Genomic DNA, 17,681 nt, shown 5'->3' with positions numbered 1-17,681 from the left:
TGCAAAAGGCCGGGCCCCCGATTAGGGCCCGGCCATCCGACTTGCCTATCTACTTCTTTTTCTGCTTTGGCCCGGTCACTGCCACCCATCGGGTTGACTGCTCCACCGGGTATCCGAGTTCCCTCAGGGCCTTTGCGTACTTCCCTACGAACTCGGCGGCAAGGGCGTCGCGTTCATCCTCCGGCATGCCGAAAGTGTCGCTCCCCCTGTTCCAAGTCACCAACACCACCATGCTGTGCGGGCTGGCAGAGAATCCGGATTCCGGGTCAGACCGCCAGGATTCATACCGCCGGAAGCCCGCTTGGAACAGGGCCCGGGACACAGCCGCCGCCGACGGCGCGCCCTTCTGCTGCCGCCCCACTACTCGTGCACGATCGCGCCGAGCGTGACCAGCTGGAGCACCTGGTCCCCGGACGCGGCGTCCCAATCGGCCGGCTCCGGGTCCGCCAAGAACCGCTTTGCCAGCTCGAACGTCTCGGCCGTAATGCCCTTGGCCTCATCGGCCGCAATACGCTTGATGGCGTCCAGCACCTGGGCATGGGTCACCGCGACGTCGCGCACGTCGCCAGCACGGTCCTCGACCCGCACGACGACGCTCCACCCGTTCGGCACGTCGTCCTCACTGTCCCATTCGGCGGGGAACGCCCACCACCACGGATACGGCCCGGCCGCCGTCAGGAAGGCGACCGCGTACGTCTGCTGCTCGCTGGGGCTCATCTGTTCTCCGTTTCAGGCCGCGAGTGCGGCGGTCGTGTGGTGGCGGATCAGCCACCGCTCTTCCCGGTACGCGTCCGTGACGTCCTTCACCAGCGTCAGCGCCGCCCAATCCGGGTCAGCGTACTCAGCCGCGAGGACACCGCACCGGCCGTACAGCAAAGCCAGCTCCCCCAGCGCGGTCCGAGCGTCCTCGATGCGCGCCACCAGGCGCGCCGACTCCTCCACTTCGTCCGCGTCCTGCATGTAGCGCTTGATCATGCTCACAGCTCCACCCCTGTTTCCGCCCTGTAGGCGTCTCGAACTCGCTTCGGTATCGGGCCCCGGGTGCCGACCCGAAACCCGTTCGCTTCGCCGAACTTCCGGCAATTGGCCATGTGGTAGGCGTGATCGGCTGCCCGCTGGCGGGACTCCTCCGCCTCCGCCCACATCTCGTCCCACTCTTGGCGACGGGCTTCCTCACGCGCCTTGATCGAGTCGTACATCGGCTTCCACGCGAGGTAGTACCGGACCTCCGGCGGCAACACCGGGCCGTCGTCCCCAACCTGGCGAAGCCCACGTTCGACCGAGAAGGCACGCACCTGGTCATCCGTTGGGGCATCCATGCTCAGCTCTGCCGAAGCAGCTTGGTGCGGGTCTGGATGTACGGGTCATCCGTCCACTTCTTTGCGCACGGTTCGCACATCGGGGATCGGGAGTGCCAGCGCTGTCCGTACTTGTCGATCCCGAGCCAAACCACCGCCTCTCGACCGCAGTTGGTAGAGCACTTCCCCGAGTAGTTGTCCGGGTAGGGCAAGGCCGTCTCCTCTCTCCAGTGGCCAGCGCGACCGCCAGGCCGGACCCGGGGCCGGCCGCGGAGAGGCTTCTCCCCGGGCCGGCCGTTGGGCCTGGCGATCACGCAGGCGGCTAGAGCCGCTGCGCGTCCTCGCGCGCGACGGTCAGCACATCCCGGTACAGCCGGGGGCTCGCGTCCTTCCCGAGCGACCCACGGGCCCGCACGTGCATCCGGCGAAGCGCCGTCCGGCAGTCCTCGCACAGGAACTCCTGTGCACCGCCCGGCACTCGGGTCAACGGACCCCGACGCTTCCTCACCGCCAGACACGGACCGCACCAGCCCGACGCGTCCCGTTCATGCGACCTGTGCGTGGTCTGGTGCCGCCTCCAGCAGCCCGCACACTGCCCGCCTCCCGTGATGTGCTCGAACACCGTCACGCCCGTTTCGTCGGGCTGGCGACGCCGCCGCACCCGAGCGTGCGGCAGCCGTGCCGCCGCCTCGAAGGACCGAATCCATTCGCCAGCCGGAAACACCGCGACCTGGGCCCAGAAGTCGCACGAATCGTCGTGATCCTCCGGAGCATAGTCGCAGCGACATTCCCAAACCTCGTATCGCCATGGGCTCACTGCGCCGCTCATCCTGAATTCCTCTCAGAAGCCCATCCGGGCATGCGAAAGGCCGCCCCGGGTTGGGGCGGCCTGAAACTGCTCGGCCGTCAGCTCCGTGCTATCCCTGCCGGAACGCCTCGTCGCTCGCGGCGGCGATCCGCTCCGTCATGATCCGCCGCGCGGAATGCGGATCGGGCCTCCCACCGGCCGGGAGCCTCTCCAGCACCCAGCGAATGATGTGCAGCTCGGTCTGCCTGAGATACCACGGCCCCGAGTTGGGGAGATGGGAAATCAGTTCCCGGGCCGCCTCTAGGCATCCCGCATTGGCTCGCCGAGGGCGGCCCTGCCTGAGGGCCCTTCTGATCAACAGCCCCTGGCACGGGCAGTCCACGGCGATTGACCACGTTCGCTCCCCGCCCTGAGCCTGCCCAAGGCAGCCCCCGGTTTTAGCCCTGTCGTCAGGGATGATCTTCCGGTCCCGGAGGTACTCCGAGATCGGTGTCAGCGTCCAGCCACTCAGGGATCCGGCATGCTCGGAGCAATACGTAACCCGGACGTGGCGCGCCCCGGGCGCGGCCGTGGTCCACCTGACGAAGGTGGCGGTGTTCGGGCAGCGGCCGGCAAACGCGTTGAGCGCCTCTTCACAGAGAAGGCCGGAACACGTCTCTCCCGTGTATATCTCCAGAACCGTCCGGGCCCGGTGCTCCGTTTCAGTACCCGCCACCCACGTATGGGATGCGCTCGCTGAGTCCCACGCGTAGGCATACCATTCCTGCCCGATCTCCGAGATGTTGATGACATAGCCGCGATACTCGGGCGTGAATTCCTTGCCGAGTCGCGCGTACCCCTCGCGGGGGTCGGTCCACTGGACCATGTGATTTCCTCCTTTACAGGTAGAAGGCCGGTCGGCTGACGGGCCATGCAAAAGGCCGCCCTACGGGGCGGCCCAGAGCAAAGCGGGTCAGTCAGGCAAAGCTAGGACTTACTGTCTCCCCGGTAGATGTCGCCTTCGACGTAGCTGATCAGCGAGCCGTCCGGGGCCTTCATGCACCAGTAGTAATCGGCCTCGGCCCACACCACCTTCCACCCAGCCGTTTCCAGGGAGTCCCACACGGTCTCGTCCCCGCCGCCCCCGCCAAAGAAGGCGTCGCCCGCGCTGGCGTTCTCCTTGCCCCCCAGGATCCGAATCACATCGTCGGCCGACTTCGCCGACTCCAGCTCCTTGAGCTGGGCTTCTATGAGCTTCCAAAACCAGTCCATGAAGGAATTCACTCTCTGACAAGGGAGGCCCGCCGGTTGCGGGCCCCACGTATCTACTACGGCTTACGGGCGGTCGGCAGACGGAAGCGCGGAAGCGGGGAACCACCGAATGTGTTCCCGCGCCTCATCCAGGCGGAGCAAGGGCCCGTATCCCCATTCCCCCTGTGCCCGGACGTACTTCAACACTCCGGCCACAATCTCGGCCGGTTCGGCATCCTGGTGAACAGCGGCACGGCTGCAGTAGGACATGCCTCCCGTACTCACCTTCGCTCCATCCCGTCCCCACTCAACGACGTGGCGAAGTTCCCGCGTGACCGATTCCTGGGCGTTTTCGCCAGCGACCCCAACAGCCGCGTACTCGTAATCAGACACGGGATTCCTTGATCTCGTCGGCGAGGTTCCCGGCCGCCGTCGCGTAGCGGGTGATAGGGCAGCGCGGGAATCCGTGGTGCCACATGTCCCGAATCGCTTGCCGAGCTTCCAACTCCGCAGCCACGAACTCGACGGGGTGGTGTGCGAGGTCCATTGCTCTCTCCATTCTCCTGGCATGGGTGTGTCTGTCGGATTGACCGACCGTGGATGGGCCGGGAATTCGCCCGGCCGCACCAAAGCCATTCAGTTCTCGCGGGCGTAGTACGCGTGCCCCTGCAACACCGCGACGCGACGGAGTTCCCGGAAGGTCTCACGGCCGAATTGCTCGACAGCGCACTCGTCACCCCTCTCGGACGCGTCGTCAGGGTCGGATGCCCACACCTGGTACACCGGTGCATCCGGTGCACTGAAAACCTGCTCGGAGTAGTAGTCCTGATACCTGTCCGACCAGTCGAATATGACGGTAAAGGGCTGCGGGTAATCAATCACTTGGCGCTCTCCAGCCACTCACAGGCGAGCCGGAAACCCTGCTCGCAGTCGTCCTGCTTGGCGTCCCGAAATCCGCTGTTGAACTGGACCACGGACGCGGGATCGCCGTCCGTCGTCCCCGTTCCCTTGTCCAACGCAAAGCCCAGCGCGTAGGCAACGGCTACCGCCACAACCAGCACAACGCCGCGAACTATTGTGGTCATCTTCATCTCCTCGTATCGCTGGTCGGGCGACCAGACTTAGCCGCGCCCGGGCAATTCGGATACCCGGGTACGACTAGGCGCGTTCGCCCTGTGCGCTGCTAGAAGAGGCGGAGCTGCCCGTTCTGCTCCGCCTCATAAAGGCCCGCCCGGAAGTGCTTCTGTGCGATTTCATGCCGCTGCTCGGGAGTAATCTCGTACCACGTGGAGCAGTATTCGCAGTACCACTCGTCCATCAACAGTGCGATTTTCCCGCAGCCAACGGCGGCTGCCATGACGTCCGAACATTCGTGGGTGTTCGCGTAGCAAGGACATTCGCCGTCCGCATGACAGGTCGTCTCGTCCGGGTGGTACTCGTCGTAGACCTCTTCCTGGTAAGAGTCCTCATTCAGGAACGGGTAATCCGAGAGAGCCGACTCGATTTCCTCGACCACGGCCACAATTGCCGGATTGTCCAGGTCATAAACGAAGCTGTCAGCCGGTCCGTACTCCCACCCACACCCGTTGTCAGCCTCTTCGAGCAAGTCACGGATAGCACGGGCATTGGTGACGTGCTGCCACTTCTCCTCCGTGTTGTTGTAGAGGTTGTCCCCGTAGGTGTCGGACGACACCATGTGCCCGTCGGGCCCCTCGATAACGCCCATGCGGCGGAATGGGGCAGCTGCCTCAAAGTCCCGGCGTCCGTAGTGCGGAGAGGCGTCGCAGAGACGCTGAATGGCAGGCGAAAGCTCAATCTGAATAGTAGACATGGTTCCTCGTTTCGTAGTGGCAGGTAGGGCAGCGCGAGATACCGCACTGCGAGTTTCAGGACATGGCAAAGCCCGGGACCGCGCTTTCAAGGCAGCGCAGGCACGGGCTCAGGACGGTGCAGCACTTGCCGCGCTTCACAAGGAAGCCGAGGCTGCGATAGATCCACGTGGGCGCACTGAATGCCTGCGCACGAGCCTTTCGGACAGCGTCCGAGTCATCAGCAGCAGGCAGCTCGACAAGGCGAATGAGCGTGCCTCGCACGTCGCGGACCTCGACCGCATATTCCCTGTACTCCCACGTGTGCCTGTTGCCGCGAACGGTGCAACCGCAAGTGGACTCAAGCGTTTTGGGCATACTTCTCCCTAGATTGCCGGCAAAAGTTTCCAACCAGATAGGCCGGATTAAGCCGCACACGGGCCCGAGGGACCGCGCACGACTTGACCCGACATTCCGAGTCAGCCTCACGCGCTTAAGGCACTGACCAGGACCGGTGAGTATCAGTCACGGAAAAGCCCATGTCAGGCCGGACACGCGGTGTCGGCTAAGTTGTGCTGGTGGTGCAGTAGGTAATTCCGCATCCTCGCTGCGGCTGGCTAGCTGCCCTTTGTGCTCGTATCGGCAGCCATACGGGACACACGCCTAGGTGTGCCTCTGGCTTCGGACAGTCTCGTTTTCCCGTGCTCCGTATCCGGCTGACCCCGTTAGGGGTGGCATGTGGTCGGGCGATCAACGTTCATCCCGCATCTGTTCGCTTCAGCGGGCATGTCCTGTGCTGTGTTCGGTGCCGGTTTCTCCCTTTGGCCTGCCAGCCTCACAAGGGGACCTCTGCACCTGCATGTGGTGTGCGGCCCGAAAGCCGCTGTGCGCCGTTCTGCGGCTCGTTTGCGGCGAGCCCGGTCATTCACTTAGTGGGTTTGGGGGCGGCATCTTCACGCCCCGCTGGAGAGCTTCCCTACTTGCCTTCGGCGCTTTCCCTTGTCCCCTTCTGAGGCGGTACTCGCTGCCGGGCCTTTCGGTGTTTCGCTCGGTCCAACACCGAGAACACAACCAAAACCCCCCCGTGCAAGCAACCAGGGGGCTGATAGGTGGCCCGGAAAGGCATATCTCTGCGAGTAGTCAAGTGACTACGGTGCGCAATTGACCCAACCCTCTTGGGCATTGATGGAACGCGCGATATCATGGATTCCAGGAATGTCAATAACCCAAAGCGGACACTTTCCGGGCCGGCCTTTACTTTAGTAACCAAAGTAACGCGGAGAGTAACCAGAATCCGTTATCTACACGTGCTCACTCAGAGACCTACTCGTTACCACTTGCACAAGAGCCACATCTGACCCACATGAGGAATGCATATTCCCTACACACATCCATCACATTCATGGACACGCCAAGCTGATGCCGATAACGGACATAAACACGCATAGCCGGTAAGCACCCGCTTAACTGACGCCCCATCAGGCATGAATCTGACGCACAGTCAGGATATGTCCAGTGGTCTAGTCCACATGCCCGGCCCTCGCGGCCGGACCAGAGCTGACCCGCCGTCAACTGTGCTGCTGCACGAATGAATTCGCTGGTCAGAGGCTTAATTCATTCATGAGGTCGCTCTCCTGTACACCCGGGGGTAATACATGCATACATACACACAGGACCCACCGGGGGTGCCGTCCTCCGACCGTGTACGGGTATGAATTTTTCACAAGCGCACAAGTTTGCAGTCTCTTTACCATTGCCAAGGCCCCTTGCAGAGTCGGCAGGGGGCTCGGAGGCCGGCCGGAGGGGCTCCAGCAGCCCAGGAAGCGCCCGCGGAAGGGCCTCGCGGCGCGATGAATGAATGAATTAGGGCCCCGAAGGCCCCTTGCGGTGTGATCTGAGCCGCTCTTTCGAGCCTGAGGACCATCTACCGGCGGATTGACACATACATCTTTTATGTGGGGGTTCTCTATACCCCCTCTCAGAGGGGGAGTTCGGAGTCTCAGCCCTCTACGAAGACGCTACAAGGGGCCTCCAAGCGAGTTTCTGGCCTACCTGGTCCACGGAGACCGAGTTGAGCCAGTGCCGGCCTCACAGGGCCTCCCAGGGCAGCAGAAAGCCCCCTCCGTGAGAGAGGGGGCCTTGTAGTGGTCTCAGCTTCTACGTACCGTCAGCCCAGGCTAGGGCTCGGGCAGGACGCATGAAGCCCCTCCGGTCACCCGGAGGGGCTTCATCAGCCAGCGTCTTGCCAGAGGTCAGACCTCGCCGAACTCGCCGGCCGCAGCTGCCGCCGCAAAGGCAGCCCACGCACCGGGAGTCACCGACAGGGCGGGTCCGTGCGGGTCTTTGCTGTCCCGTACGAACAGTGCATCGTGCGACGCCACGAAGTCAGTGGTGATCTCCACACACTGACCGCCATTGCCACTAAAGCTGCTCTTGAACCAGCCAGCGGCACTCAAGTCAACGTCATGTTCCATCGTGGGATAGTTCCTTCCGGGCCCGGCGGATCAGTGCGCGCGACGATGTTCGGGAGAGCGCGTCCACCTGTAGCCGATCGTAGTCCCTGCCCCAGGCTGCGACCGAGCCCTTATCCCGCTCCAAGTAGCCGCGCTGATGAGTCTCGGTGTAGCCCAGGACAGTACCGTCAGGCATCGCCAGCAGCGTGATGGCGTGAAGGAACGGTTGGGTGGCCCCCATCTCGAACGGCGCTACTTGCAGGATCACGTTCGGCCGGCACGACAGCTCCTCCAGGTGCGCCAGTTGCCGGCCCAGGACTTCCCGGCCGCCTACCTGGGTGTACAGGCAGCTCTCGTCGAGGACCGCATGGATCAAGGGCGGCCGAGTGCGTTCAAGTGCTGCCGCTTGGCGCGCTTGCAGGTGGGCGGCCCGTTCTGCGGCTTGTTCGGCCGTAGCGCTGCCACGCTCAACGGCCGCCCGCTCCAGCTCCGCTGTGTACTCAGGCACCTGTAGCAACCCGTGTGGGATGACTCGCTCGTACAGCCGGATGACTTCGGCCTTGCCCTCGGCTACGGCGTACTCCGGGAAGCCCTCGATGAATGCCCGGTTCCCGATCTGCCAGAACATCAACTCCAGCGTGCCGCCCGTATCAAGTTCGGCATCTGCACGCTGCGCAAGTTCGAGTGTGGGATTGCGCTCCGCTCTTTCGATGGACGACAGGTAGCTGTCGCTGTACTGCATCAACCGAGCCAGTTTGACCTGTGACAAGCCCCTTGCCTCGCGTGACCTGCGGAGCTGCACCCCGAAGGCCGCTGATGGACTTGACGATGGGTCAAGTGTGGTCTTTCGCACGCTTGATCGCCTCCCCCTGCCTGAATCCCACACCACCGAACTGTGCAGTTCGAGTGGCTTCCGATCGTAGTGCCCGATGCCGATCCTGGTTACACACCGGCGAGAGAACGGAGCAGACGGTGATGGAGAGCAGACGCGCGCTCAGGCGCGGGGACCGGATCAGGCAGCGCCCCAACGGGCCGGTGGGCGAGTGCATGGACGTGCGCGGTTCGCTGGTCTTCTGGCGGAGCCTCACCGGAGGTGTCGAGCGGGAAATCCCGCTCGACCAGGTGGAGCTGCTGGTCAATGCCGCGTAGGCCGTTTCGCGGCCTCGGCCAGTTCTCCGCCGGGGCCAGGAGCGCGCGGGAACAGCTGGCCCAGGCCCGGCGGATACCCCCTCCGCCGCCGTTCCCGCCGCTGGTTCCGGCACAGCCTCGCCCTCAGTTCCAGGTGTCCAAGCCGATAGTCGAATCGAGACCCGCATGCCCGCCCTCCGCTATGACTCTGAGCCCCGCCTCACTCGTGACTTCGAGGCAGACCCCGCCGAACACTTCGTCGGCGTGCTGGCGCTGATCGAAGTACAGGACGAGCCGGCGCACAGTCAGCAGGCCGGCAACGAAGTGTTCGTGTTGGTGAGGGAGTACACCCCCTCCCAGATCCGGTGGAACCTCCCCGGCGGCGCGTGGGGACAGGACACGTCCGAGACCCCCGTTGACACCGCGCGCAGGCTGCTCAAGGCCACGCTGGGTCGAGCGCTCAGCGTCAGTCCGCGGGTCCTGTTGACGGACTGGGTGCCCAACGCCGCCAGCTGCCCCCCGGGAATCGTCGTCGTCCTGGACGGCGGGGTCATCACCTCCAGGGAAGCGGCGTTGCTGCGGCCCATCGTCGGTACGGGGGCGGAGGAGGTCCGATTCGTGCTTCTGTCGGAGCTGGGTGATCCCGAGCTGGGCATCGATGCCCACACCCGCCGCCGCATCGAGATCGCGGCGGCGGCGCGCAGGGACGGGCGGTGGACGTCGATGACGACCCTCGGCGTGCCGGCCGCCCAGCCAGTACACGGGGCGTAGCGCCCCGTTCAGACTCCCGCCCCGGCCCTCCGGAGTCCGGGCCGGGGCGGGGTACCACCGCTCGGAATTGGGGTTCGGGGAAATCGAGTGCTGCCGCTCAGCGGCAGTGGGGAGGGGCCACGTGGAGACGAGTAGCACTGTTCGGGAGGGCGTCCGCGGAGACGGCCGGTACGCCCTCGGGTACTGGACGCTGGAGCACGGCGAAAACCTGCCGGAGGTGATCGAAGCGCTGCGCCGGCTGCGGCTGGACGGCGTGATCCTGTCCGAGCTGCTGGCGGACCAGGTGGACGAGGTGGCCGAGGCCCTCGACATGCGTGCCTACCGCAGCGCCGAAACGGACGTGACGGCCAACCGGAACTTCCTCTTCATGCGCGAGGGCGGTTGTTTCCGGGTGACCGCCTCTTACGCGGCCCCCTACAGCCGTGCACCGCGAATCCCCCCGGTCAACGCGTCCGTGGCCCTGGTCGGGGAGAACGGCGAGGATCTTCCGGGCACGCTTGCGCTGGTCGGCCACCACGCTGCCTACGTGGGGTGGTTGTGGCGGCTGTGGGAGGCACAGGGCATGTTCGCGTTGATTCAGGACGGATGGCGGGTCATGCTCGCCGCCGACTTCAACGAGGCTGTCGCCGGGTCTAGTTGGGACTTCTCTCGGGTCACGGACATGCAATACGTCGCCAGTCGGACGCGTCCGGTGTTCGACGGCACTGACAAGCGGGTGACTGCTGACCTCGCGGACCTGGAGCTGAGGTCGGCGGGATATGTGGACCTTGCTGAACACGTGGGGTCTGACGAAGCCCTGGTCTCCACGGCGGGCTACGCGGCGCACGGGCAGGGTGCCCACCGCCGCACCGATCGATGGATGGCGGACCGGCACACCGCGGCGTCGGTCGAGCGGGTCGTCACGGTGACGGGCCTCGAACACCTCTCGGACCATCGCCCCGTGGTCGTCCTCGGGTCCCTTGCGAAGTTGCACGCGAGCACCCTCAGCGGGGCCGAGCGCTTGGCCGAGCGCCAGCACATCAAGGCCGCCCGCCAGGCGCTGTGGCGCGAGGCTGCGAAGGCGTGGACGCCGCCGGTGTAGCTCTACCTCTGAACAGCTCTGATCTCCCGGGGCCTTTCCTGCACCCCGGGTAGCTCCCCCACCGCTCCCAGCAACCGCCGGTGGGGGTGATGGTCGCCCCGGCCCCACCACACCTCAGGTCGGGGCGACCGATTCTCAGCTCCCGACGGACACGCCCCGTCGGGCAGCACAACCCCCGCCCCCGGTGACGCGACTGGACGGACGCGGATGGCCGGGGGCGGGGCCCACATCGCTGTAACCGGGAGGTGAAGTGCCGTGCCACGAAGGAAGCGGCGGCGGGTTGTCGTGGTCGAGCTGACGCCGGCTGAGGGCTATGTCCTGGAGATCCCGGGGACGGACAAACACCCGTTCGTTCCGATGGCCGCCGCCGCTGAGAACCTGACCGGCTCGGTCGAGGCCAAAATTCGGCAGGCGTTAGGCATCACAGGCCGGCTCACCATCCGACTCGTCGTCCCGGACGACCCGCGCGACTGGCCACCGCGCCCCAGTTGAGCCGTGGAGGGCTCCGACATGACAGAGATCACCAAATGGGCCGCTGCGCTGGCGGTTCCGCCGATATTGCTGGCAGGCGCGGCGGCCTGGTTCATAGCCGGGGATCCCGGCAAGCCGAAGGGCCGTCACCGCGCCGGAGATCATCCGGCGGAGCCCGTTCAGGTGGAGGTGCGCGGCCTGCGCCGCGCGCCGTGGGACGAGTGCGACCGCGTCCCGATCAGCGCCCGCCGCCCTGTGGCACGCCAGGAGTTCGCCAGGTCGAGGCCGGCCGACGACGACCACAGCAGGCAGGCCACCGAACTGCACGTGAGCATCCGCGAGGCGCGGGCGCTCTCCCCCGACACGCTCGAACTGCGGCTGCTGCCGACCGCGACCCCGCAGGTTGTGTGTCCCTGGGTCGTCCGTTTCGAGGAACAGCAGTCGGCGGCGGCCCGACAGGCCGCACTCGCGGCGGCGGGGGCCGGGTCCCCGCCGCTGTAGGCCCGTGAAGCTCCGCCCGGGTTCCACGGGCGGTGCCGTTCTGGGATTGCTGGGGAGCACCCGAAGACGGCAAATGCGCCCGCCCCCGAGGGAACAGCTCGTCCGGGGGCGGGTTCCAAGCCCCCGAACACCGGAGAAGTGCCATGGCCTTTGGCCGCAAGCAGAACAGCAACAACGACACGAGCAGCGGAGGGGACGCCGACGCGATGGACGACGACACCTTCTTCGCCAACCTGGGCGACCTGACGAAGGCCGTACGCGAGGGCAACGACGACGCCGCCGCCGAGGCCGCCGACAAGTTCGGTCAGGAGGGGCGGCTCTAATGGCGCACGCCGATATTCCGGCCGACCGGCACCCGCGGCGGCGGATCGGGTGTGTAGTCCTGATCACGCTCGCCACGGACGACCCCAGGGATCCCCGGGCCGGCTCGGTTCTCATGGTGCAGCCCAGTTACAAGAACTGGCCGATCCTGCCCGGGGGCGCTGCGAACGGGCACGAGCTGATCGGCCACGCCGCCGCACGGGAGCTGGCGGAAGAGACCGGGCTTGTGCGGACGATTATGCGCGGCCTGCTCGTGGACCAGATCGATGAAGACCCGCTGACCGGTTCCTGTGAGGGAATCAACGTGGTCTGCGATGGCGGCACGGTGACCGAGGCCGAGGCAGCCCGGTTGACCGTTCCGGCGGGCAGCACTGAGATCACCAAGCTCCTCTGGATTCCCCCGCGCCGGCTCGATGCCCACACGGCCCCCTATCAAGCGGCACGTGTTTATCAGGCCCTCGACGCACGGGCCACAGGTAATGGGTTCCCGCTGTTGCACGTCGGCCAGCCGTACGGCCCCGCCGACGCCGCGTAGCAGCACCGAAGACCCCGCCCGGTCACCCGGGCGGTGCCGGCCCCCGGATCTGCTGGGATCCGGGGGCCGGCAGCACCAACGAGTACGACGTCTGCTCTCTCCGCCCGCCAAGACGCCCGCGTTCTGGCCAAGGGCGTGTGCCCCCTCCACCCGGCCGGGTGGAGCAACTCACAGAAAGGGACGGCACGATGCACGAAATCGAAAACGGTGCCCGAACCAACCTGCTCGACCTGCCGGAGGAGCTGGAAACGGCTCTTGCCGAGGTGGGGACGTCGCTCCCGGACTGGGAGATGAACGGCACGTTTCTCTCAGGCCGCACGATCCAGCAGTACCGAGCTGCCCTGGACGCGGCCCCCGAGTTCCGCGGGCTCAAGAACGCCGCCATGTCCGCGCTCAGCTCCGAGGGCGGCGGCTACGCCGTGGTGCGCCTGGGCGGCATCGCCCAGGCGCTGGGGGTCGAGGGAGAGCCGTTTCTCCGGCTGGTGACCGCGATCCTGGCCCACGTGGCCATCCCCTTCCAGCCGTTCCTGCGGTGGCCGTTGTGGAAGGCACTCGGAACGAACCTCGACGCCAAGCCCGGCATGTCCACCGGCATTGGCCACAATGCCTGGCACATCGACCTGGTCAACGCCACCCAGCCGCCGGACTACTCCGTTCTCCTGTGCGTCCGGCCCGATCCGCTCGGGGCCGGGGAGAGTATCGTCTCCGACGCCCGCGCGGCCGTCTCGCGTCTGTCGGAGTCCGTCCGCGCCCTGCTGGCGGACCAGGAGTACCGCTACGGCTCGTTCTATGGCCTGTCCGACGTCGGAGAGGAGTTCACGCCGTTCCCCATCCTGGACGGCGAGCGGGACGACAAGGGGTTCGTCCGGTTCACCGCCAAGATGCTCGCCGATGGCGAGTTCAGCAAGGCCCACACCTTCGCCGCCCAGGAACTCGCGGACGAGCTGTCCGCCGGCCAGGTCGCCTTCACACTCCAGCGCGGTGACCTCCTGATCGTGAACCAGCACCAGGTGGTTCACGGCCGCCTGCCTCTCGCCGACGGCCAGGAGAGCGTGCCGGCCGGGGATCGCCGCCTGCTCCAGCAGCTCTTCCTGCGTAGCCCCCAGCAGGTCTGAATCTGCGCAGGTCTAAATCTGCGACTTCCGCACCGAGTGCCATGCCGCCCCGGCCAGCGCCAGCGCTGACCGGGGCACCGACAGTCCCTCGTGGTCGCGGTAGAGCCGCCAGTTGTAGGGGATCAGGGACAGCTTGTTCGACGAGAGCGATCCTGCCTGGTGGGAGCGGTACACCGCCAGCGGCTCCGGCAGTCCTCGGGCCTCCGCCCCGTCACGCATGATCGACAGCCACAACGCGTAGTCCTGTCGTTTGCGCATCTCCGGCATCAGCCGAGTACCGAGAACCTTGCGGGAGTACATGGCGGTCAGGGCCCCAATGTGGTCCTGGACCAGCATCGCCCGGTAGTCCACGTGCGTCCGTACCTGGACGACGCGCCCGTTCGGTTCGAAGTCGGCCCCCTCGCCGTTGAAGTCGGCGTCCACCTTGTAATAGGCCGTGTACGTCAGGGGCACACCGGCCGCCTCGGCAAAGGCGGTCTGCTGTTCGAGCTTGCCCGGTAGCCACAGGTCGTCGCTGTCCAGAAAGGCAACGTAGTCACCGCGGGCCCGGCTGATGGCGAGGTTGCGGGCGCGGCCGGCTCCCCCCTGCTCGGGTGCCTGCTGCGGAAGAACGCGTTCGTCCTGCCGAGCGAACTCCATCAGCAGGTCCATGGAGTCGTCCGAGGACATGTCGTCCGTGACCAGCAGCTCCAGATCGACGTGGGTCTGTGCGAGCACCGAGCGAATCGAAGAAGCGAGAGTGCGCGACGAGTTGAACACAGGCATCACGACAGACACCAGCGGCACGGGGAGGCTCCTAGCTTGGCCAGAGGCAGCGAGGCGTTTGGCCTGGAATTCTAGTGCCACGCCGCACGGCGTACGTGCCGAGGAGCTGACTGTCCCTCGGACCGTTCGGGCTCACCGATCTGCACGCAAGCCCGCTTGGCGCCAGTTGGCCAACGGCCCGCTGAATGAATGAATCGGTCGGGTACTCTGGCGCTGGCAATGCAGGAATTTTCGACTACGGTCTATTGCCTTCCGCAGCCGACGGCCGGCTTGCCCGCCGATGGACCCTCACAATTCGGATGTGAGGGTCCATCGGCCTTTGGCCCGTCCGTTAGCCGGCCCGCAACTCGGGCGGGAGGCTCTGGCAGTACCGCGTGCCACTTCGACGGCTCACACCCAACGCCTTGCCAAGGGTGGCCCCGGTGACCTTGGTACCGGCGGCCCGCAGTTGCTCGGCGGCGGCCAGGACGGCAGCCTCCTCCCGAGCACGAGCACGGCCACCTCGCTTCCCTGTCCTCCGGGGCCCCGGTTCGCTGTCCCCGGCCAGCAGCTCGTCAGACTCGGTGTCCTCCTCGGGCTCGACGTGCGAGGCCAGGGCGACCGGGGCGGCGGCCATGTGAAGCATGTGCGCGGCCACAAGCGGCGGGATCGCGGAGACGGCCAGTACCAGAATCCACCCGGAGCCCAGGTAGTTCAGTTCGATCAGGTGGCTGATGCCCTGGGCGGCCAAGGCCAGGGCCAGAGCGACGGCGGCACCGGCCAGTGCGGATTTCCGGCCGGGGAGCTTGAGCCGTTTGGCCACATCCGCGATGACGGCGGAGCAGGCCGCGTACACGCTCACGCAGACGGGCATGAGCCCGGCCACGTTGAAGGTCCAGTCCCCCACTTGCACGCTGTCCCAGCCGGCCACGGCGGCCAAATGCACCTCGCCGGGTATGGACATGAGCAGCGCGGCCACCAGGACCACGGGGCGGCCGAGCTTGAACACCAGCGTGGCGTACCAGGGCAGTTCAATAGTCACGACAGTTGTCCCCTTCTCAGGACAGATTGGGCCAGGTCAGATTCCGGCGAAGCGGCTACGCGCGCCAGCTGCGAACGCGCCAGTGGCCCGGCGTTCACGGATGGCCGCGAGCAGATTCATGGCCTCGGACGGGGCCGGCCGCGAACTGGCCATCGGCCGAACGGCCTTGGCCACCCCGGCACAACCCGAGCAGATGCCGGCCACCTGGCCACGCGGCAGCGGAGCCCGGCACTGGCCGCAGTCCGCCAGCGGCGGAATCGGCGCTGCGGGAAGCGGCGGCATCTTCTTCTCCAGCCGCCACCTGACCACTCCGGCGGGCCGCTTGACGTTCGCCGGCAGGCCAGCCGTCAGCGCCTCACGGATATCGGCCTCGGTGGCCCCTCTGGCGAGCCACTCGGCAGCCAGCGGAGCCAGCTCCAGCAGCTCCGCCACGCCCAGACGAAGCCGCCGTTCGACGCGCCCCACACGGGCCAGGACGGCCGCGCCAGCGGCGTCCTGCTCGGCGGCCTGATCCATGTCCCCGCCCTCCCCCTCGGCCGCTTGAGCGTCCTTCTGGTTCTCTTCCTCGACGGGGGTAGAGGGGGTTTCTTCACCCCGGTTCTTTCCCTCAGGGTTGGGCCCGGTGCTCCGGACGTCCCGTCCGCCGGAGCGCGGTGCGCCGGTTTCCGGCCGGTCAGACTGCGGCCGGTCGTAGACGGTGACGTGCGTTGCCCAGTGGCCGGACTCGTTCTGCCGCTTCGTGCAGACGACGTATCCGGCGGCCCGCAGCTCCCCTACGGCGGCGGTGACACGAGTTGCCCCCTCGGGCGCGTCCTCGGTCAGGCTGCGGATCGTTTCGGTGCTGTTCTCCCGCTGGGACAGCAGCATGACCAGGAGCCCACGAGCAACCAGGCTGAGCCGAGCCCCCTGAGCTATACGGTTGGGAATTACAACAAAATCTCGACTGTGGTGCGTTCGGTTGACTCGCACAGACACCGCTCCCCTTGATGCACGCATGTAGCCCCCGCGAAGTTGCACGGGGGGACTTTCTTGCATGGGGGGACCGTAGCACAGCTGATCATCGTGGGGGCGAGCCGCGACACCGCTGATCGGACTTGCCTATCAAAGTGTGCTGTAGGTCCGATTTCATCGATCAGTTCTCCTGTGCAACGCTGGAGGTGTCCGCAGTCCGGACAACCCTCGTCTCAACCTTTGGAGTAGCAACGTGCTGACGATCGGTGACCAGTTCCCCGAGTACAACCTGCGGGGCGTGGAGGGCCCGTCGGCTGACAAGTTGGAGTTCAAGGACTACTCTTCCGAGGACCAGAAGGCCAAGAAGGGTTGGTCAGTGGTCTTCTTCTGGCCGATGGACTTCACCTTCGTGTGCCCCACCGAGATCGCCGCGTTCGGCAAGCTGAACGAGGAGTTCGCCGACCGTGACGCCCAGGTCCTCGGCGTCTCCGGCGACTCGGAGTACGTGCACCACGCCTGGCGCAAGGACCACAAGGACCTGCGCGACCTGCCCTTCCCGATGCTGGCCGACGTCAAGCACGACCTGATGCGCGCCTGCGGCGTCGAGGGCGCCGACGGCACCGCCCAGCGTGCGGTGTTCATCGTCGACCCGAACAACGAGATCCAGTTCGTCATGGTGACCGCCGGCTCCGTCGGCCGTAACCCGAAGGAGGTCCTGCGGGTGCTGGACGCCCTGCAGACCGACGAGCTGTGCCCGTGCAACTGGAACAAGGGCGAGGACACCCTCGACGCCCAGGCCCTGCTGGCCGGCTGACCCCGATGGCTCTCGACGAACTCAAGGCCGCCCTGCCGGACTACGCCAAGGACCTGAAGCTCAACCTGGGCTCGGTCATCGGCAACTCGGACCTGCCCGAGCAGCAGCTCTGGGGCACCGTGCTGGCCTGCGCGATGGCGACCGGCTCCCCGGCCGTGCTGCGCGAGCTGGAGCCCGAGGCCAAGTCGCACCTGTCCCCGGAGGCCTACCAGGCCGCCAAGGGCGCCGCCGCGATCATGGCGATGAACAACGTCTACTACCGGACGCTGCACCTGCTCTCCGACAAGGAGTACGGGACGATGCGCGCCGGTCTGCGGATGAACATCATCGGCAACCCGGGCGTCGACAAGGTCGACTTCGAGCTGTGGTGCTTCGCGGTCTCCGCGATCAACGGCTGCGGCCAGTGCCTCGACTCGCACGAGGGCGTGCTGCGCAAGGCCGGCGTCGAGCGCGAGGTCGTCCAGGCCTCGGTGAAGATCGCCGCCACCGTCCAGGCCGTCGCCTCGGTGCTGGACGCGGAAGCCCAGCTGCCGCAGTAGTCGCAGCGACGGACGAAAAGGCCCGCCGGGGATCCCCCGGCGGGCCTTTCGCCGTCCGCTCGCCCGTACTC

General features: G+C 66.3%; 25 protein-coding genes. 10 read left to right on the top strand and 15 right to left on the bottom strand.

Translation table 11 applies throughout. The features are described 5' to 3' along the window. Positions 1-49 precede the first annotated feature (49 nt). From ACFV1L_RS06005 to ACFV1L_RS05950, 12 genes are all read right to left on the bottom strand, one after another. Positions 50-232 (bottom strand): hypothetical protein, encoded by a 183-nt coding sequence (locus tag ACFV1L_RS06005; RefSeq protein WP_380363289.1) that lies wholly within the window; start codon positions 230-232, stop codon positions 50-52. A gap of 128 nt (positions 233-360) precedes the next feature. Then, entirely contained in the window at positions 361-717 is a 357-nt protein-coding gene (locus ACFV1L_RS06000; RefSeq protein ID WP_380363287.1) for a hypothetical protein, read from the bottom strand. A gap of 12 nt (positions 718-729) precedes the next feature. After that, complete coding sequence (locus tag ACFV1L_RS05995; protein ID WP_380363285.1) at positions 730-975, bottom strand: hypothetical protein; 246 nt, start codon at positions 973-975, stop codon at positions 730-732. A 2-nt stretch (positions 976-977) separates the two neighbouring features. Beyond that, complete coding sequence (locus tag ACFV1L_RS05990; protein ID WP_380363283.1) at positions 978-1,295, bottom strand: hypothetical protein; 318 nt, start codon at positions 1,293-1,295, stop codon at positions 978-980. A 920-nt stretch (positions 1,296-2,215) separates the two neighbouring features. Further along, positions 2,216-2,971, bottom strand: coding sequence for a hypothetical protein (locus ACFV1L_RS05985; RefSeq protein WP_380363281.1), 756 nt, complete (start codon positions 2,969-2,971; stop codon positions 2,216-2,218). 101 nt (positions 2,972-3,072) lie between these two features. Beyond that, positions 3,073-3,357 (bottom strand): hypothetical protein, encoded by a 285-nt coding sequence (locus ACFV1L_RS05980; protein WP_380363280.1) that lies wholly within the window; start codon positions 3,355-3,357, stop codon positions 3,073-3,075. Between the two features lie 364 nt (positions 3,358-3,721). Next, positions 3,722-3,883 carry a hypothetical protein gene (locus ACFV1L_RS05975; protein ID WP_380363278.1) on the bottom strand — a complete coding sequence of 54 codons (162 nt, stop codon included), beginning with the start codon at positions 3,881-3,883 and terminating at the stop codon, positions 3,722-3,724. 89 nt (positions 3,884-3,972) lie between these two features. Next, positions 3,973-4,218, bottom strand: coding sequence for a hypothetical protein (locus ACFV1L_RS05970; RefSeq protein ID WP_380363277.1), 246 nt, complete (start codon positions 4,216-4,218; stop codon positions 3,973-3,975). After that, on the bottom strand, positions 4,215-4,421 hold the full coding sequence (locus tag ACFV1L_RS05965) for a hypothetical protein (protein ID WP_380363275.1): 207 nt from the start codon (positions 4,419-4,421) through the stop codon (positions 4,215-4,217). The genes ACFV1L_RS05970 and ACFV1L_RS05965 overlap by 4 nt, the downstream gene beginning before the upstream one ends. A gap of 98 nt (positions 4,422-4,519) precedes the next feature. Next, complete coding sequence (locus tag ACFV1L_RS05960) at positions 4,520-5,167, bottom strand: hypothetical protein (RefSeq protein ID WP_380363273.1); 648 nt, start codon at positions 5,165-5,167, stop codon at positions 4,520-4,522. A gap of 2,229 nt (positions 5,168-7,396) precedes the next feature. Then, positions 7,397-7,618: a DUF397 domain-containing protein gene (locus ACFV1L_RS05955; protein ID WP_380363272.1), complete on the bottom strand. Its 222-nt coding sequence runs from the start codon at positions 7,616-7,618 to the stop codon at positions 7,397-7,399. Beyond that, positions 7,608-8,399, bottom strand: coding sequence for a Scr1 family TA system antitoxin-like transcriptional regulator (locus ACFV1L_RS05950; protein WP_380363462.1), 792 nt, complete (start codon positions 8,397-8,399; stop codon positions 7,608-7,610). Before ACFV1L_RS05950 ends, ACFV1L_RS05955 begins: the two co-directional genes overlap by 11 nt. Before the next feature lie 173 nt (positions 8,400-8,572). Here ACFV1L_RS05950 and ACFV1L_RS05945 point away from each other — a divergent pair, with 173 nt between their 5' ends. The 8 genes from ACFV1L_RS05945 (at position 8,573) to ACFV1L_RS05910 (ending at position 13,520) form a co-directional block, all read left to right on the top strand. Continuing rightward, positions 8,573-8,746 carry a hypothetical protein gene (locus tag ACFV1L_RS05945; protein WP_380363270.1) on the top strand — a complete coding sequence of 58 codons (174 nt, stop codon included), beginning with the start codon at positions 8,573-8,575 and terminating at the stop codon, positions 8,744-8,746. 165 nt (positions 8,747-8,911) lie between these two features. Beyond that, positions 8,912-9,496: a hypothetical protein gene (locus ACFV1L_RS05940; RefSeq protein WP_380363269.1), complete on the top strand. Its 585-nt coding sequence runs from the start codon at positions 8,912-8,914 to the stop codon at positions 9,494-9,496. Between the two features lie 121 nt (positions 9,497-9,617). Next, a complete protein-coding gene (locus ACFV1L_RS05935) occupies positions 9,618-10,577 on the top strand; it encodes a hypothetical protein (protein ID WP_380363267.1) in 960 nt (319 codons plus the stop codon). 285 nt (positions 10,578-10,862) lie between these two features. Continuing rightward, the gene (locus tag ACFV1L_RS05930) at positions 10,863-11,069 is read left to right on the top strand and encodes a hypothetical protein (RefSeq protein ID WP_380363266.1); all 207 of its coding nucleotides are present in this window, start codon (positions 10,863-10,865) and stop codon (positions 11,067-11,069) included. 18 nt (positions 11,070-11,087) lie between these two features. Next, the gene (locus tag ACFV1L_RS05925; protein WP_380363264.1) at positions 11,088-11,549 is read left to right on the top strand and encodes a hypothetical protein; all 462 of its coding nucleotides are present in this window, start codon (positions 11,088-11,090) and stop codon (positions 11,547-11,549) included. Positions 11,550-11,692: 143 nt separating this feature from the next. Further along, complete coding sequence (locus ACFV1L_RS05920; protein WP_380363263.1) at positions 11,693-11,872, top strand: hypothetical protein; 180 nt, start codon at positions 11,693-11,695, stop codon at positions 11,870-11,872. Further along, positions 11,872-12,405 carry an NUDIX domain-containing protein gene (locus tag ACFV1L_RS05915; RefSeq protein WP_380363261.1) on the top strand — a complete coding sequence of 178 codons (534 nt, stop codon included), beginning with the start codon at positions 11,872-11,874 and terminating at the stop codon, positions 12,403-12,405. Before ACFV1L_RS05920 ends, ACFV1L_RS05915 begins: the two co-directional genes overlap by 1 nt. Positions 12,406-12,593: 188 nt before the next feature. Then, on the top strand, positions 12,594-13,520 hold the full coding sequence (locus tag ACFV1L_RS05910; RefSeq protein ID WP_380363260.1) for a TauD/TfdA family dioxygenase: 927 nt from the start codon (positions 12,594-12,596) through the stop codon (positions 13,518-13,520). Positions 13,521-13,532: 12 nt separating this feature from the next. Here the strand turns inward: ACFV1L_RS05910 and ACFV1L_RS05905 are convergent, their stop codons facing one another. The 3 genes from ACFV1L_RS05905 to ACFV1L_RS05895 form a co-directional block, all read right to left on the bottom strand. Further along, on the bottom strand, positions 13,533-14,306 hold the full coding sequence (locus ACFV1L_RS05905; protein WP_380363258.1) for a glycosyltransferase family 2 protein: 774 nt from the start codon (positions 14,304-14,306) through the stop codon (positions 13,533-13,535). 310 nt (positions 14,307-14,616) lie between these two features. Further along, positions 14,617-15,306, bottom strand: a complete 690-nt coding sequence (locus ACFV1L_RS05900) for a hypothetical protein (protein WP_380363256.1) — start codon at positions 15,304-15,306, stop codon at positions 14,617-14,619. A gap of 36 nt (positions 15,307-15,342) precedes the next feature. After that, positions 15,343-16,173 (bottom strand): hypothetical protein, encoded by an 831-nt coding sequence (locus tag ACFV1L_RS05895; protein WP_380363255.1) that lies wholly within the window; start codon positions 16,171-16,173, stop codon positions 15,343-15,345. Positions 16,174-16,510: 337 nt separating this feature from the next. On the opposite strand from ACFV1L_RS05895, the gene ACFV1L_RS05890 reads away from it, so the two are divergent. Together ACFV1L_RS05890 and ACFV1L_RS05885 are read left to right on the top strand one after the other, a co-directional pair. Beyond that, positions 16,511-17,071 (top strand): peroxiredoxin, encoded by a 561-nt coding sequence (locus ACFV1L_RS05890; RefSeq protein WP_380363253.1) that lies wholly within the window; start codon positions 16,511-16,513, stop codon positions 17,069-17,071. Between the two features lie 5 nt (positions 17,072-17,076). Further along, positions 17,077-17,610 (top strand): alkyl hydroperoxide reductase, encoded by a 534-nt coding sequence (locus tag ACFV1L_RS05885; protein WP_380363251.1) that lies wholly within the window; start codon positions 17,077-17,079, stop codon positions 17,608-17,610. Positions 17,611-17,681: the final 71 nt, after the last annotated feature.

This window comes from Kitasatospora sp. NPDC059646, assembly GCF_042734615.1.
Taxonomy (GTDB): domain Bacteria; phylum Actinomycetota; class Actinomycetes; order Streptomycetales; family Streptomycetaceae; genus Kitasatospora.
Note: the sequence above shows the minus strand (reverse complement) of the source record. Positions and strands in the feature narration are given on the sequence as shown.

Coding starts and splice junctions, on each gene's coding strand:
- ACFV1L_RS06005 (WP_380363289.1), bottom strand. CDS start 232: ATGGTGGTGTTGGTGACTTGGAACAGGGGGAGCGACACTTTCGGCATG.
- ACFV1L_RS06000 (WP_380363287.1), bottom strand. CDS start 717: ATGAGCCCCAGCGAGCAGCAGACGTACGCGGTCGCCTTCCTGACGGCG.
- ACFV1L_RS05995 (WP_380363285.1), bottom strand. CDS start 975: ATGATCAAGCGCTACATGCAGGACGCGGACGAAGTGGAGGAGTCGGCG.
- ACFV1L_RS05985 (WP_380363281.1), bottom strand. CDS start 2,971: ATGGTCCAGTGGACCGACCCCCGCGAGGGGTACGCGCGACTCGGCAAG.
- ACFV1L_RS05980 (WP_380363280.1), bottom strand. CDS start 3,357: ATGGACTGGTTTTGGAAGCTCATAGAAGCCCAGCTCAAGGAGCTGGAG.
- ACFV1L_RS05975 (WP_380363278.1), bottom strand. CDS start 3,883: ATGGACCTCGCACACCACCCCGTCGAGTTCGTGGCTGCGGAGTTGGAA.
- ACFV1L_RS05965 (WP_380363275.1), bottom strand. CDS start 4,421: ATGACCACAATAGTTCGCGGCGTTGTGCTGGTTGTGGCGGTAGCCGTT.
- ACFV1L_RS05960 (WP_380363273.1), bottom strand. CDS start 5,167: ATGTCTACTATTCAGATTGAGCTTTCGCCTGCCATTCAGCGTCTCTGC.
- ACFV1L_RS05955 (WP_380363272.1), bottom strand. CDS start 7,618: ATGGAACATGACGTTGACTTGAGTGCCGCTGGCTGGTTCAAGAGCAGC.
- ACFV1L_RS05945 (WP_380363270.1), top strand. CDS start 8,573: ATGGAGAGCAGACGCGCGCTCAGGCGCGGGGACCGGATCAGGCAGCGC.
- ACFV1L_RS05940 (WP_380363269.1), top strand. CDS start 8,912: ATGCCCGCCCTCCGCTATGACTCTGAGCCCCGCCTCACTCGTGACTTC.
- ACFV1L_RS05925 (WP_380363264.1), top strand. CDS start 11,088: ATGACAGAGATCACCAAATGGGCCGCTGCGCTGGCGGTTCCGCCGATA.
- ACFV1L_RS05920 (WP_380363263.1), top strand. CDS start 11,693: ATGGCCTTTGGCCGCAAGCAGAACAGCAACAACGACACGAGCAGCGGA.
- ACFV1L_RS05915 (WP_380363261.1), top strand. CDS start 11,872: ATGGCGCACGCCGATATTCCGGCCGACCGGCACCCGCGGCGGCGGATC.
- ACFV1L_RS05910 (WP_380363260.1), top strand. CDS start 12,594: ATGCACGAAATCGAAAACGGTGCCCGAACCAACCTGCTCGACCTGCCG.
- ACFV1L_RS05895 (WP_380363255.1), bottom strand. CDS start 16,173: ATGCTGCTGTCCCAGCGGGAGAACAGCACCGAAACGATCCGCAGCCTG.
- ACFV1L_RS05885 (WP_380363251.1), top strand. CDS start 17,077: ATGGCTCTCGACGAACTCAAGGCCGCCCTGCCGGACTACGCCAAGGAC.